Origin of the sequence: Streptomyces sp. CB01580, assembly GCF_001905795.1 — a bacterium.
In the GTDB taxonomy this organism is placed as follows: Bacteria; Actinomycetota; Actinomycetes; order Streptomycetales; family Streptomycetaceae; genus Streptomyces.
On record NZ_LIXJ01000020.1, the window covers coordinates 210,690 to 224,614 of the forward strand.

At 73.8% G+C, this 13,925-nt stretch carries 11 protein-coding genes; 8 read left to right on the forward strand and 3 right to left on the reverse strand.

Annotation, left to right across the window (positions count from 1 at the left end):
* Positions 1-133 precede the first annotated feature (133 nt).
* Genes AMK22_RS26030 through AMK22_RS26040 form a run of 3 tightly spaced genes read left to right on the forward strand, consistent with a single transcriptional unit; the run spans position 134 to position 4,952 of the window.
* Positions 134-1,171, forward strand: coding sequence for an AAA family ATPase (locus AMK22_RS26030; protein WP_073788839.1), 1,038 nt, complete (start codon positions 134-136; stop codon positions 1,169-1,171).
* Positions 1,171-2,544 carry a DUF58 domain-containing protein gene (locus tag AMK22_RS26035; RefSeq protein ID WP_073788841.1) on the forward strand — a complete coding sequence of 458 codons (1,374 nt, stop codon included), beginning with the start codon at positions 1,171-1,173 and terminating at the stop codon, positions 2,542-2,544. The genes AMK22_RS26030 and AMK22_RS26035 overlap by 1 nt, the downstream gene beginning before the upstream one ends.
* The gene (locus tag AMK22_RS26040) at positions 2,541-4,952 is read left to right on the forward strand and encodes a DUF3488 and transglutaminase-like domain-containing protein (RefSeq protein ID WP_073788957.1); all 2,412 of its coding nucleotides are present in this window, start codon (positions 2,541-2,543) and stop codon (positions 4,950-4,952) included. The genes AMK22_RS26035 and AMK22_RS26040 overlap by 4 nt, the downstream gene beginning before the upstream one ends.
* Before the next feature lie 279 nt (positions 4,953-5,231).
* Here AMK22_RS26040 and AMK22_RS26045 read toward each other — a convergent pair whose 3' ends face one another.
* The 3 genes from AMK22_RS26045 to AMK22_RS26055 all read right to left on the reverse strand — a co-directional run bounded on the left by AMK22_RS26045 (position 5,232) and on the right by AMK22_RS26055 (position 7,565).
* A complete protein-coding gene (locus tag AMK22_RS26045) occupies positions 5,232-5,624 on the reverse strand; it encodes a DUF3040 domain-containing protein (protein WP_073788843.1) in 393 nt (130 codons plus the stop codon).
* 552 nt (positions 5,625-6,176) lie between these two features.
* Positions 6,177-6,935, reverse strand: a complete 759-nt coding sequence (locus AMK22_RS26050) for a class I SAM-dependent methyltransferase (protein WP_073788845.1) — start codon at positions 6,933-6,935, stop codon at positions 6,177-6,179.
* Positions 6,936-7,037: 102 nt separating this feature from the next.
* Positions 7,038-7,565 carry an SAV_6107 family HEPN domain-containing protein gene (locus AMK22_RS26055; protein ID WP_073788847.1) on the reverse strand — a complete coding sequence of 176 codons (528 nt, stop codon included), beginning with the start codon at positions 7,563-7,565 and terminating at the stop codon, positions 7,038-7,040.
* A 231-nt stretch (positions 7,566-7,796) separates the two neighbouring features.
* On the opposite strand from AMK22_RS26055, the gene AMK22_RS26060 reads away from it, so the two are divergent.
* From AMK22_RS26060 to AMK22_RS26080, 5 genes are all read left to right on the forward strand, one after another.
* The gene (locus AMK22_RS26060; protein WP_073788849.1) at positions 7,797-8,648 is read left to right on the forward strand and encodes an ATP-binding cassette domain-containing protein; all 852 of its coding nucleotides are present in this window, start codon (positions 7,797-7,799) and stop codon (positions 8,646-8,648) included.
* Complete coding sequence (locus AMK22_RS26065; RefSeq protein WP_073788850.1) at positions 8,620-10,713, forward strand: YhgE/Pip family protein; 2,094 nt, start codon at positions 8,620-8,622, stop codon at positions 10,711-10,713. Before AMK22_RS26060 ends, AMK22_RS26065 begins: the two co-directional genes overlap by 29 nt.
* A gap of 29 nt (positions 10,714-10,742) precedes the next feature.
* Positions 10,743-11,354, forward strand: coding sequence for a TetR/AcrR family transcriptional regulator (locus AMK22_RS26070; protein ID WP_073788852.1), 612 nt, complete (start codon positions 10,743-10,745; stop codon positions 11,352-11,354).
* A gap of 366 nt (positions 11,355-11,720) precedes the next feature.
* Entirely contained in the window at positions 11,721-12,338 is a 618-nt protein-coding gene (locus AMK22_RS26075) for a DUF4126 domain-containing protein (protein WP_073788854.1), read from the forward strand.
* Positions 12,339-12,402: 64 nt separating this feature from the next.
* Positions 12,403-13,911 carry a phytoene desaturase family protein gene (locus tag AMK22_RS26080; protein ID WP_073788856.1) on the forward strand — a complete coding sequence of 503 codons (1,509 nt, stop codon included), beginning with the start codon at positions 12,403-12,405 and terminating at the stop codon, positions 13,909-13,911.
* Positions 13,912-13,925 lie beyond the last annotated feature (14 nt).

Below are 13,925 nucleotides of genomic sequence, written 5' to 3' on the forward strand. Positions count from 1 at the left end.
GACATCTCGCCGGACGCTTCCGGTGAGGTGTCCGTGTTTCGGGGTGGGCCGGACCGCCGCGCGCGCATCCGGTCCGTGAATGGGGTATCCCCTCTGCTCCTGGTGAGCGTGGGACAGGGCCGAGGAGGGCCGGGTGACGACCTATGACGATCGAGCGAGCCTCACAGATCTGACCGCGATCACGGAGCGGGTGCGCAGGTCGGTGGAGAGCGTGATCGAGGGCAAGCCCGAGGTCGTGCGGCTCTCGCTGACCGTGCTGCTCGCGGAGGGGCACCTCCTCATCGAGGACGTCCCCGGGGTCGGCAAGACGATGCTGGCCAAGGCGCTGGCCCGGTCCGTCGACTGCTCGGTGCGGCGCATCCAGTTCACACCGGACCTGCTGCCCTCGGACATCACCGGCGTGTCCGTCTTCGACCAGCAGCGGCGGGACTTCGAGTTCAAGCCGGGCGCGATCTTCGCGCAGATCGTGATCGGCGACGAGATCAACCGCGCCTCGCCGAAGACGCAGTCGGCCCTGCTGGAGTCGATGGAGGAGCGTCAGGTCACCATCGACGGGCACACGTACGAGCTGCCCGACCCGTTCATGGTGGTGGCCACCCAGAACCCTGTGGAGATGGAGGGCACCTACCCGCTGCCCGAGGCCCAACGCGACCGGTTCATGGCACGGGTGTCGATGGGCTACCCGAGCGCGGAGGCGGAGCTCCGGGTGCTCGACGTGCACGGCGAGCTGTCGCCGCTCGACGATCTGCAGCCGGTGGCGCACGCCCATGAGATCGCGAAACTGATCGAGGCGGTGCGGACCGTCCATGTGGCCGACCCCGTGCGGCGGTACGCCGTGGAGCTGGTCGGGGCCACGCGCGGCCATCCCGACCTCAGGCTCGGCGCGTCGCCGCGGGCCACCCTGCACCTGCTGCGCGCGGCGAGGGCCTCGGCGGCGCTGGCCGGCCGCGACTACTGCCTGCCGGACGACGTGCAGGCGCTGGCGGTCGCGGTGCTCGCGCACCGGCTGCTGCCGACGGCGCAGGCCCAGCTGAACCGCCGCACCGCCGAGGAGGTCGTGCTGGAGATCCTCGGGCGGACACCGGTGCCGTCCGCCGACGGCGGCGTCCGGATGCCCGCACCGGGCCGTCCGGGGTACGACCGGACGCGGCCCGGCGCGCGGCGGGTGTGATGGCCGCCGGGGGGCCGGACCCCAGGGACGACGGCGACGGCGGGGGCGCTCTTCGGGCCGCTCTGAGCGGGCTGACCACGCGCGGGCGGTCCTTCCTCGCGGCCGGTGTCGCCGCGGTGGTCTGCGCCTACGTGCTGGGCCAGGCGGATCTGCTGCGGGTCGGGCTGCTGCTCGCCGCGCTGCCGCTGGTGTGCGTGGTGGTGCTCGTCCGCACGCGTCACCGGGTCGCGGGCACCCGCCGGCTCGCGCCGTCCCGGGTCCCCGCGGGCGCGGAGGCACGGGTCCATCTGCGGATGGAGAACGTGTCGCGGCTGCCGACCGGGCTGCTGATGCTCCAGGACCGGGTGCCCTACGTGCTCGGGCCCAGGCCCCGGTTCGTGCTGGACCGGATGGAGCCGGGCGGGCGGCGCGAGGTGTCCTACCGGGTGCGGTCGGATCTGCGGGGGCGCTATCCGCTGGGGCCGCTGCAGCTGCGGCTGAGCGACCCGTTCGGCATGTGCGAGCTCACCCGCTCCTTCAGCGCGTACGACACGCTCGTCGTCGTACCGCGGACCGAGCCGCTGCCGCCGGTGCGCCTGGCGGGCGGGGCCCCGGGGTACGGCGAGGGGCGGCAGCGGTCGCCCGCCCTCGCCGGCGACGACGACGTCATTCCGCGCGGCTACCGGCACGGCGACGACCTGCGCCGGGTGCACTGGCGCTCGACCGCGCGCCACGGGGAGCTGATGGTGCGGCGCGAGGAGCAGCCGCAGCGTCCGCAGTGCACGGTGCTGCTGGACACCCGACGGACCGCGTACCGGGGAGCCGGGCCGGATTCCGCCTTCGAGTGGGCGGTGTCCGGGGCGGCGTCCGCCCTGGTGCACATGCTGGAACGGGGCTACTCGGTCCGGTTGCTGACGGACGAGGGGAACGCCCTCCCGGGTGCGGCGGCGGGTGGTCTCGCGGGGTCGGCGCACGAGTCCGCCGAGTCGGCGAGCCTGATGCTGGACGCCCTGGCGGTGATCGACCACTCCGACGGAACCGGTCTGTCGCGCGCGTACGACATGCTGCGTGACGGCGACGGGCTGCTCATCGCGTTCTTCGGGGACCTCGACGAGGAGCGGGCGGCGGAGGTGGCCCGGATACGGCGGCGCAGCGCGGGTGCCGTGGCGTTCGTGCTGGACGGCGCGGACTGGGAGACGGACGGCGTCCCTGCCTCGGGGGCGCGGGAGGCGTTCGAGCGGCGGTTGCGGCTGCTGCGCGAATCGGGATGGACGGCGGTCCCGGTGGGGCGGGGGGCCGGTCTCGCCGATCACTGGCGGCGGGCGGGACAGGCCGGGGCGGCGGACGGGCCCGCCGCCGTCGGCACGACGGGTTTCTCCGGGGGATGGTCATGAGCGGTCGTGGTCGGATGACGCTGTGCGCCGTCGCGGCGACGCTGATGGCGGCGTGCTCGATGCTGCCGCTGGTCGAGCCGGCGGTGTGGATCCTGCCGGCCGCGATCCTGCTGGCGGTGCAGGCCGGGGCGGGCGCGCTGATCCGTCGGGCACCGGTGCCCCGCACGCTGGTCGTCGTCGCGCAGGCGCTGGTCGCGCTGGTCCTGCTGACACTGGTGTTCGCCAAGGAGCAGGCGGTGGCCGGCGTCCTGCCGGGCCCGGAGGCGGTCCAGCGGCTGGCGCATCTGCTGGTGTCGGGCGCGGAGGACGTCGGCCGGTACGCCACGCCCGCACCGGCGACGGACGGCATCCGGCTGATGCTGATCGGCGGCGTGCTGCTGGTCGGTCTGCTGGTGGACGCGCTCGCCGTGACGTTCCGCAGCGCGGCACCGGCCGGTCTGCCGCTCCTCGCGCTGTTCTCGGTCGCGGCGGGGCTGTCCGAGGGCGGGGCGGACTGGCTCTGGTTCCTGCTGGCGGCCGGTGGCTATCTGCTGCTCCTGCTGGCCGAGGGCCGGGACCGGCTCTCCCAGTGGGGGCGGGTCTTCGGCGGTGGCGCCGGGTCCCGGGGCGGTGCGGGCGGCGTCCTCTCCGGCGGCCGGCCGATGGCCCCGGTCCGTACCGGGCGCCGCATCGGCGTGCTGGCGCTGGGCATCTCCCTGCTGGTCCCGGCGGCGCTGCCCGCGCTCGACGGCGGTCTGCTGGCCGACGCGCGGTCCGGGGAAGGCAAGGGCGGCGGCACGATCTCCGCGGTGAATCCCCTGGTGTCCATGCAGGACAATCTGACCCAGGCGGACAACCGGCAGGTGATCTCCTACCGCACCGATTCCGGCAACCCGCAGGACTTCTATCTGCGGATCCTGGCCCTGGACACGTTCGACGGGAGCGAGTGGCGCCCCTCGACGCGCCGGCTGCAGGACGTGCCGAAGCGGCTCCCGGCCCCGGCGGGTCTCGGCCCGGACGTCACGGTCACCGAGGTCCGGTCGAGCATCTCCGCCGCCCCTTCCTACCGGCAGACCTATCTGCCGCTCCCCTACCCCGCGATCGAGGTCAGGGTCGGCGGGAAGTGGCGGTACGAGCCGGCGGGGCGGACCCTCGTCGGTGACGACGGGGAGACGACGGGCGGCGCACAGTACCGGGTCTCCAGCCTGGTGGTCCGGCCGACGGCCGACCAGCTCGCCACGGCGGGCGCCGTGCCCTCCGCCCTGCGGCAGGAGTACACCCGCGTCCCGCGGTCGCTGCCGAAGGTGGTCCGCGAGACCGCGGCCGAGGTGACCAAGGGCGCCGGCAACGACTACGAGCGCGCGGTGAAGCTTCAGGACTTCTTCGCCTCGGACGGCGGTTTCGCCTACGACACCTCCGTCGACTCGGGCACCGGGAGCGCCGCGATCGCCCGGTTCCTCAAAGAGAAGCAGGGTTTTTGCGTCCACTTCTCGTTCACGATGGCCGCGATGGCCCGGACGCTGGGAATTCCGGCGCGGGTCGCGGTGGGCTTCACTCCCGGCACCCCGCAGCCGGACGGTTCGATGTCGGTGGGGCTGCGCGACGCTCATGCCTGGCCGGAACTGTACTTCGAGGGCATCGGGTGGACGCGTTTCGAGCCCACCCCCACGCGGGGTACCGCCCCGTCCTACACACTGCCGGACGCCCCGAGCGGTGAGACGCCCGCCCCCGCCGTGCCGGAGAGCGGACCCTCGGCGGTCCCGAGCGCCGAACCGTCCGTGGCGGACGACTGCCCGGCCCCCATGCGCAAGCAGGGCGAGTGCGGCAGCTCGGCGGCGCCGGGCGCGGCGGTTCCGACGGACTCGGGGACGCCGCCGGGCACCGTTGTCGGCCTGGCCGCGATCGCCCTGGTGGTCCTGGCGCTGCCGCTGCTGCCCCTGATCTGGCGGCTCCGTGTGCGCAGACGGCGGCTGGGTCTCCCGGCGGGACGCACCCCGACGGACACGACGGCCAGGACGCTGGCGGCCTGGCGGGAGGTCATCGACACGGCCTGGGACCACGGGATCGGGCCCGACGACTCCCTGACGCCGCGCAAGGCGGCCGAGCGGCTGGTGCGGCTGGGGCGGCTCGGCCCCGACGCGTCCGCCGCGGTGCACCGGGTCGCGGGCGCGGTGGAGCAGGTGCTCTACGCCCCGGAGCCCCGGCCCGGCACAGGGCTCGCCGAGGACGTGGAGGCGGTACGGGCCGGGCTGTGGGAGTCGGCCGGGCGGAGGACGCGAGTCCGCGCCGTCGTCGCGCCGCGCTCGGCCGCTCGGGTGGCCCGTGCCGCGTCGGAGCGCTGGGCGGCGTTCGGCGAGGGGTGGGCGGCGCGGCGGGGCCGGATCCGGTGGGCGGGTCGGCTGCGCGGGCCGTCCCGCCGGTGGGGATGACGTCTGCGGGAACGCGGTCCCCGGCGACGGCGTCTGCGACGGCGCGAGGGCCTGTCCTCGAACCGCCGCCTGCCGTGCGGTGCCTGGCACGCACGGCCCGGCCTCCGGCCGAACGCCGGCGGTTCGAGGACGGGCCCGAGCACGGACGAGGGGCGACCGCGGTGTCGCGGTCGCCCCTCGCTCAAGCGTGCTTCGGGCCTCGGGATGCCTGCGTGCTCGCCCGGCCGGACGGCAGTTCGAGGACGGCGTCCCCAACAGCGTCCCCAGCGGCCCTGTCCGTCAGCGGCCCTGTTCGTCGCGGCGGCGCTGCCACCGCTGCTCGATCCGGTCCATCACCGTTCGACGCTGCCTGGGCCGACGGTTCGCACCGCCGACGTCGGCCGCCGGATGCTCCCCCGGCTTGGGCGCCTTGCGCCAACCAGTGACCGCGAGGACCGCGCAACCCAGCATGACGAGGAATCCCACCACGCCGATCCAGATCTGCTGGGCGACCATTCCGGCCATGAGGAGCGCGATACCCACAAGGAAGCCTGCGACCGCCTGGTAGACCCGTCGTCGGGTGTACGTACGCAGCCCGCTTCCCTCGAGCGCTGTCGCGAACTTGGGATCTTCGGCGTACAGCGCTCGCTCCATCTGCTCGAGCATTCGCTGCTCGTGCTCCGAGAGCGGCACGGAGTCCTCCTCGTCGTCGGCCGCGGGGGGCGGCCGGTCTGCGGCCCTTCCAGGATAGGCAGGGAATCGCCCCCGTGAAACCCGCCCTCTTTGCCACACAGCCAGTCCGGGCCGCCACGAAGGATCGGCTGTTGAGGCGTAGATTCCCCGACCTCCGATCCGTCATGCCGGATGCTGTCCTCCGATCATACGGGGCGCGGCCCCCGATCGGGCGTCTCGGGACGTACTCCGTCTGCGGCTGCGTCCCTGATCAGCCGTGCTGCGGCCGACCAGCGCCGTGCGGCCGGGTTGCGGTCGCCCGGCGGGCCGTGTCCTCGAACCGGTGGCGGTTGCGCGACACCCGGCCACGCGCACGCGCCGCATTGCCGGAATCATCCTTGTACGTCCAGTACGAGAGCGGTGTACGTCCAGCCACGAGGGCGGTCCCCCGCCCTGAGATCAATGGGGTCCCCCCTGTTCGAGCGGAGCCGAGAACTCGGGGAAGCACCGGACGCCGCGCGGCCCGGCCGCCGGGCGAACGACGGCGGTTCGAAGGAACGGCCCTGGTGGCGCTCAGGCGCGCTTCGTGCCCAGGACGTGCAGCTGAGTCGCCACCGAATGGAACGCGGGCAGCTCGGCGGCGGCCGCCTCCAGCTTGAGCAGCGCGTCCATGGCGCCGGGCTCGGTGTCCACCAGGACGCCGGGCACCAGGTCGGCGAAGACCCGTACGCCGTGGACGGCCGCGACCTCCACGTCCGCCGCGGAGACCAGCTCGGTGAGCTGCTCGGCGGTGTAACGCCTGGGCACCGGGTCCCCCGCGCCCCAGCGGCCCGCCGGATCGGTGAGCGCCTGCCTCGCCTCGGTGAAGTGGCCGGCCAGTGCCCTGGCCAGGACGGCGCCGCCGAGCCCGGCTGCGAGCAGGCTGAGGGCCCCGGACGGGCGGAGCGCCTCGACGGCGTTGTGGACGCCCTCGGCGGGGTCGTCCACGTACTCCAGGACGCCGTGGCACAGGACCGTGTCGAAGCCGCCGCGCTCGACCACCTCGAACAGGCCGTGGATGTCGCCCTGGACCCCGCGGACGCGGTCGGCGACCCCGGCCTCGGCGGCGCGGCGCTCCAGCGCGAAGAGCGCGTTGGGGCTGGGGTCGACGACGGTGACGCGGTGGCCGAGACGGGCGACGGGCACCGCGAAGTTGCCGGTGCCGCCACCGGTGTCCAGTACGTCCAGTGCGTCCCGGCCGGTCGCCTTGACCTGGCGGTCGAGGGCGTCCTTCAGGACCTCCCAGACCACGGCGGTACGGAGGGAGGCGCGGGGGCGCAGCTGGTCCGACACGGCAGTTGACTCCTCGGCACGGTGCCGCCGGTGACGGCGGAGCGTGAACAGTGCAGGTGGTACAGGTGCTCTCCACCTTATTGCCTCGCGCCGCCGTCGCCGTCATCGCGCGTCGGGCCGGTCCCTCCGGGGCCGCGGGAGGACCGGCTGGAGCCTCAGCATCCGCTCGACCAGGCGCAGGAACATCTCGACGTCCCGCAGCAGGTCATCGGCATCCCGCCGACTGGCCGCGCCCGGTATACCGGCTTCCGCGCGGGCCCTGCGACGGGCGCCGGAGGCGAACAGCGCGCTCCATTCGGTCAGCTCCGGAGCCGTTTCGGGCAGAACCTCCCAGGCGCTGCGGATCCGTTCCCGGCGCCGCCGGGTGGTCTCCGGGCGGCCCCGCACGGCGAGCACCGCGGCGGCGGTGCGCAGGGCCGCGAGGTGGGCGGTCGCGTAGCGCTCGTTCGGCACGTCGAGGGTGGCGGCCTCGTCGAGGCCGGCGCGGGCCTGGGCGAGCAGGTCGAGGGCGGCCGGGGGTGCAGCGGTGCGGCGCGGGACGGGGTGGACGTCGTCGCCCGGACCGGTCGGTGAGGGGGCAGGGCCGCCCGCGCGGCGCCGGGGCGCGGCCGCAGCGGAGGAGTGGGCCATGACGGAACCTCCTGTCTCGTGCGACGACTTCCGTCGCGCAACGACTTCGTGGCCGTACGCATCCATGGTGGCGGGCACCACTGACAATCGGCCCGATCCGCCCGTCGACCTGCTGTTCCTCCCGGTGGCGGGGAGGCGCCTCGGCCGGCACCGCGACCGCGTTTTGCCTCGGGCCCGAGTTCCGGATAATCTTTTTGAACTGACTAGTCAGTTCAAAACAAGGGAGAGCCTGTGGACAGCCCGCACGGGGCGGCCGTCGCCGCCGGGGACTTCGGCCTCAAGGGGCCGCGCGGCTGGGTCTTCCGGGGCGTGGACATCGAGGCCGGGCCCGGGTCGCTGGTCGCGATCGAGGGACCGTCCGGCTCCGGCCGCACCTGCCTGCTGCTCGCGCTCACCGGCCGGATGCGCCCCACCGAGGGCCGGGCGAAGGTCGGCGGACTGCGTCTGCCCCGCAAGATGGCCGCCGTGCGCCGTATCAGCGCACTGGGCCAGGTGCCCGGGGTCAACGAACTCGACCCGGCCTTCACCGTCGCCGAGCACCTGCGCGAGCAGGCCCTGCTCCGGCATCGCTACGACGGCTCGCTGCGCGCCCTGCTGCGCCCGCGCGCCGAGCGCGTGGCCGCCGCGCGGGGGCGGATCGACGCGGCGCTGGACGCCGCCGGGCTCGACCCCGCCACCCTGCCCAAGGGCGAACGCACCTCCGTGCGGGATCTGGAACGGCTGGAGGCGCTGCGGCTGTCCATCGCCCTCGCACTGATCGGCCGGCCCCGGCTGCTCGCGGTTGACGACACCGACCTCAAGCTCTCCGACGCCGAGCGCGCCCAGGCCTGGGAACTACTGCGGTCCGTCGCCGACGGCGGCACCACCGTGCTCGCCGTGTGCAGCCAGGCACCCGAGGGCGCCGTCGTCGTACGGACCGACGCCGCGGCCGCACCGGCGCACGCACGCGGCACCGCGGCCGACGACACCCCGGCCGCCACGACCACCACCGACGGGCCCGCGGCCGACGAGGCCCCCGCCGACGGGACCACCACCGAGGAAGGACGGCCGGCCGATGCGTTCGCCGAGACTTGCCGCGCTTGAGCTGAGGCGTTTCGGCCGGGGGAAGCTGCCGGTCGCCGCGCTGATCGCGCTGCTGCTCCTGCCGCTGCTCTACGGCGCCCTGTACCTGTGCTCCTTCTGGGACCCGTACGGCCGCCTCGACAAGATCCCGGTCGCGCTGGTCAACGACGACAAGGGCGCCACCGTCGGCGGGAAGCACGTCGGGGCCGGTGACGAGATCACCGGCAAGCTGCTCGACTCCAAGACCTTCGAGTGGCACGAGGTGAGTTCCGCCGAGGCCCACAAGGGCGTCGAGAACGGCACGTTCTACCTCTCGCTCACCATGCCGTCGGACTTCAGCGAGCGTATCGCCTCCAGTTCGGGCGACTCCCCCGAGACCGGCGCGCTCCAGGTGCGCACGAACGACGCCAACAACTACATCGTCGGCCAGATCTCCCGTTCGGTCTTCTCCGAGGTGCGCACCGCCGCGTCGACCAACGCCTCCCGGACCTTCTACGACCGCATCTTCATCAACTTCTCCGATCTGCACGACGCGACGGCGAAGGCCGCCAAGGGCGCCGACGACCTCAAGGGCGGCATCGGAAAGGCGAAGAAGGGCTCGCAGGACCTCGCCGACGGACTGAAGAACGCCAAGAACGGCAGCAGCAACCTGGCCGGCGGGATCATCAAGCTCGACAAGGGCGCCGGGGACCTCGAATCCGGCTCCCGGCAGGTCGCGAACGGAACCCAGTCACTGGCCGACAAGGTCAACGCGGTGGCGTCCCACGCACGCCCGTTCCTGAAGGACAACGGCAAGTCGATCGGTGACACCGCCCGGCTGGTGGCCGACTCCGCGCAGACCGTACGGGACAACCTCGACCTGCTGGTCGAGGCGGCGCCCACCGCGGCCACCACCGCCCGCAAGGCCTCCGACGACCTGGCCGAGGTCTACCGCACCACGTGCGCGCAAGCACCGCCCGCCGACGACGCCGCCTCCGCCTGCCCGCCGCTCGAGCGCGCGAAGACCGCGGCGGTCGACGTCGCGAAGGTCGCCGACGACGTCAACACACTGGTGACGAACGAGAACGGGAATCTGAAGAAGCTGCGGTCCCAGCTGAACACCTTGCAGCGGCAGGCCGACGACCTGGCCGAGAGCGCGCCGCGCCTGGACGAGGACCTCAAGTCCGCCGTGTCGAAGGTCAACGCGCTCAACACCGGCGCCCACAAGGTCGCCAAGGGAGCGGGCGAACTGCACACCGGTCTCGCCTCGGCCAGGACCGGCTCCACCGACCTGGACACCGGCGTCGGCAACCTCAAGAAGGGCGCCACCGACCTGGACAGCGGCCTGGTCCGGCTCGGCGACGGCTCCACCAGCCTCGCCCAGGGCCTCAACGACGGCGTCGGCAAGATCCCCGACTACGACGCGAAGGACCGCGAGGCGCGTTCGGAGGTCATGGCCGACCCGGTGCAGCTGGCCTCCAAGTCGCTGCACGCCGCCCCCAATTACGGCACCGGCTTCGCGCCCTACTTCATCCCGCTGTCCCTCTGGGTCGGCGCGATGGTGGCGTACATGCTCATCCAGCCGCTCAACCGGCGGGCGCTCGCCGCCGGAGCCTCCGCCTGGCGGATCGCCTTCGCGGGCTGGCTGCCGGTGGCCGCGATCGGCCTGCTCCAGGTCGCCGCCCTGATGTCCGTACTGCACTGGGGACTTGGACTGGAGATGACCAGAGCCGCCGGGACGATCGGCTTCCTCGCGCTGGTGACCTGCTGCTTCGCCGCGATCGTGCAGTGGCTCAACGCCCAGTTCGGGGCCGCCGGACGCATCCTGGTGCTGGCCGTGCTGATGCTCCAGCTGACCTCGGCCGGGGGCACGTATCCCGTGCAGACCAGCCCCGGCTTCTTCAACGCGATCCATCCCTACCTGCCGATGAGTTACATCGTCGACGGGCTGCGCAGGCTGATCACGGGCGGCGGGCTCGGCCCGGTCTGGCAGGGCTCCGCGGTACTGCTGGCCTTCACGGCGGGGGCGCTCGCCCTGACCGCGTTCGCCGCGCGCCGCAAGCAGGTGTGGACGCTGGACCGACTGCATCCGGAGCTGAGTCTGTGAGCGCGCCGGAACCTGTGAGAATCAAGGGCATGGAAAGCAGCAGCGGCACGCGCCGCCAAGCCACCCGGCAGAAGCTCTACGAGGCGGCTGTGACCCTCATCGCCGAGAAGGGTTTCTCGGCGACCACGGTGGACGAGATCGCCGAGCGCGCCGGGGTCGCCAAGGGCACGGTCTACTACAACTTCAAGAGCAAGACCGAGCTCTTCGAGGAACTGCTGCGTCATGGCGTCGGGCTGCTCACCGCGTCGCTGCGCTCCGCGGCCGAGGGGACGAAGGAGCGCGGCGGCACCCGGGTCGAGGCCCTGGACGCGATGATCAGGGCGGGCCTGGTCTTCATCGACCGCTACCCGGCCTTCACCCAGCTCTACGTCGCGGAGCTGTGGCGCACCAACCGGGCCTGGCAGTCGACCCTCCTGGTGGTGCGTCAGGAGGCGGTGACCGTGGTCGAGGGGGTGCTGCGCGACGGCGTGGAGCGCGGTGAGCTCAGCGAGGAGATCGACATTCCGCTGACGGCCGCCGCCCTGGTCGGCATGGTGCTGGTGGCGGCCCTGGACTGGCAGGCGTTCCAGCCGGAACGGTCGATCGACGACGTGCATTCGGCGCTGTCGCTGCTGCTGCGCGGGCGGGTCAGCGGGCGCTGATCCGCCCCTCGCCGGGCCGGTGTGCGAGGACGCCGGTCCGGTGAGGCCCGATCCCCCCGGGCCCACGCCGAACCGGCGTCATCCTCGCTGCCGGAGAGCCCTTCCCCCCGCCACGTTCTCCCCGTGGCCCGCGGGCTCTCCTTCGTTCTCCCCCGTACCCCCCGGGTCCGGAAGGGGTGCCGCGCCCGTTCCGCCGCCCCGTGCCGGCGGTGCCGCGCGCCGCTCCCCTGTCCGCGTTCCACTCTTCCGTCCTCGCGGGAGGGAACCCATCCGCGTACCTACTCATCTCACCGTCTAGGTACGGATACTCACGTCCTGCGAGGAACCCCGCGCGGGACCGGGGTCCGTCTGGCTACCATCACGTCCGTGTCCGTACTTCCCCTGGTGTTCACGAGCGGCTGGGCGAGCGGGATCAACGCCTACGCGGTGGTCCTGCTGCTCGGTGTCTTCGGCGTGACCGGTCTCTCCGACGAGGTGCCCGCGGCGCTGCAGCGCACGGACGTCCTGGTCGTGGCCGGTGTGCTGTTCCTGTGCGAGATGGTCGCGGACAAGATCCAGTACGTGGACACGGCCTGGGACGCGTTGCAGACCGCCGTCAGGCCCATCGCCGGTGCGGTCGTGGCGGCGCTGCTGGCGGGCGAGAGCGGCTCGCTGCCGGATATCGCGGCCGGTGCCATCGGCGGTTCCACGGCACTGGTCAGCCATCTGGTGAAGGCGGGCACCAGGATGGCGGTCAACACCTCCCCCGAGCCGTTCAGCAACATCGTGGTGAGCGCTGCCGAGGACCTGGGCGTGGCGGGGATCGTCGTCTTCGCCGTGTTCCATCCGCTGGCGGCCGCGATCATCGCGGCGACGCTGCTGCTGCTCGGCCTGGTGGCCGTCGTCTTCCTGACGTCCCGCATCCGCCGGTTCCTGCGCCGCAGGGCCCGGCGGCGCGAGGAGCGGCGCCTGGCCGCGGCGGGTGCTCCCGGGCCGCCGGTCTGAGTGCCGCGGACGGTCGCGAGGCCCGTGGACGGGGTGGCGGAGGTGGGCGGTTAAGGTCGCTGGCATGGCACGAATTGCGGTGATCGGCGCCGGGATGGGCGCGATGGCGGCGGCCGCCCGGCTCGCCGTGGCAGGCCACCGGGTGACGGTGTACGAGCGGTCGGAGACCTTCGGCGGCTCGGTCGGCCGGTATGCCCATGACGGTTTCGCCTTCGACACCGGCCCCATGCTGCTGCATCTGCCCGCGGTCTACCGCGACCTGTTCGTGAAGACGGGCAAGGAGCCGCTGGAGCGGTGCGTCACGATGACCCAGGTCGATCCGGCGAGCCGTCACGTCTTCGCGGACGGCACGGCCGTCTCGCTGCCGAACGCCTCGCGGGCCGGGGTGGTCGCCGCGCTGGACGCCGCGCTCGGGGGCGGAGCGGGCTCGTCCTGGGGCGCGTTCCTCGACCGGGCGCGGGACGCCTGGGACCGGTCGAGACGCCCGCTCCTGGAGGAGCCGTTGCGCCCCGACTGGCAGGTGCTCGCTCGTGATCCGTATCCCGCGCCGCGGCAGCGCCGGCTGCTGCGGCCGGCCCGGCAGGCGGGCACCGTGGCGGAGGTCGGCGCGTGGGAGCTGGCGGACCCCCGGCTGGCCGCCCTGCTCGACGGCTACGCCCTGTCGTACGGCCTGGACCCGCGCCGCGCACCGGCCGCCGCCGCCCTGCTGCCGTACATGGAGGAGACCTTCGGCAGCTGGTACGTCGAGGGCGGGATCCGGGCCCTGGCACGGGCGGTGTACGAGCGGTGCCTGGCCCGGAGGGTGGAGTTCGCCCTGGGCCGCGAAGCGGCCCGGGTGGTCGAGAAGGACGGCCGGGCGGCGGGCGTCGAGTTCGTGGACGGCACGGTCGCGGAGGCCGAACACGTGGTGCTGGGGGTCCGGCCGCGCCCCGGCCTGGTGCCCGGTGAGGCGCTGCGGACGGAGGGGGACGGGCCGGGACGGGGGCGGGCGGCGGAGCCGGGCCGGTTCCTGGTCATGCTGTCGCTGAGCGGCGCCCGGCCCGCGGACGCCGCGCACCGGACGGTGGTGCATCCGGCGGACGGCGCGGCGGAGCAGGAGGCGGTGTTCGCCGGACGGGTCGCCGACCGGCCGACGGTGACGGTGCTGCGCCCGGACGACCCGACGATCCGGCCCGACGACGCGCACGAGGCGGTGACGCTGACGGCGACGGTCGCCCCGCACGGGACGGTGGACTGGACGGATCCGGCGACCCGCGCGCGCTTCGCCGACACCCTGATCGAGGCGGCGGGAGCGGTCGTGCCCGGCGTACGGGAGCGGATCCTGCACGCCGAGGTGCGTACCCCGGCCGAGACGGCGGCCGACACGGGCGCCGAGGGCGGTTCGGTGCCCGGGCCCGCGCTGGCCGGGGCCCAGGGGGCGTATCTGCGTCCCGGCAACCGCACCCGGCTGCCGGGGCTCCACCTCGCGGGCGGCTGGTCGCATCCGGGCGGCGGGCTCGCCCATGCCGGGATGTCGGGGGCGCTGGTCGCGGGGCTGATCGTGGAGGGGGACGGGTTCCGGGGCTCCCAGTGACCCCGGGCGCCGCC

Excerpts from the sequence above, each read along its gene's own strand:
- AMK22_RS26080 (WP_073788856.1), top strand. The coding sequence starts at position 12,403 with ATGGCACGAATTGCGGTGATCGGCGCCGGGATGGGCGCGATGGCGGCG.
- AMK22_RS26070 (WP_073788852.1), top strand. The coding sequence starts at position 10,743 with ATGGAAAGCAGCAGCGGCACGCGCCGCCAAGCCACCCGGCAGAAGCTC.
- AMK22_RS26055 (WP_073788847.1), bottom strand. The coding sequence starts at position 7,565 with ATGGCCCACTCCTCCGCTGCGGCCGCGCCCCGGCGCCGCGCGGGCGGC.
- AMK22_RS26065 (WP_073788850.1), top strand. The coding sequence starts at position 8,620 with ATGCGTTCGCCGAGACTTGCCGCGCTTGAGCTGAGGCGTTTCGGCCGG.
- AMK22_RS26040 (WP_073788957.1), top strand. The coding sequence starts at position 2,541 with ATGAGCGGTCGTGGTCGGATGACGCTGTGCGCCGTCGCGGCGACGCTG.
- AMK22_RS26035 (WP_073788841.1), top strand. The coding sequence starts at position 1,171 with ATGGCCGCCGGGGGGCCGGACCCCAGGGACGACGGCGACGGCGGGGGC.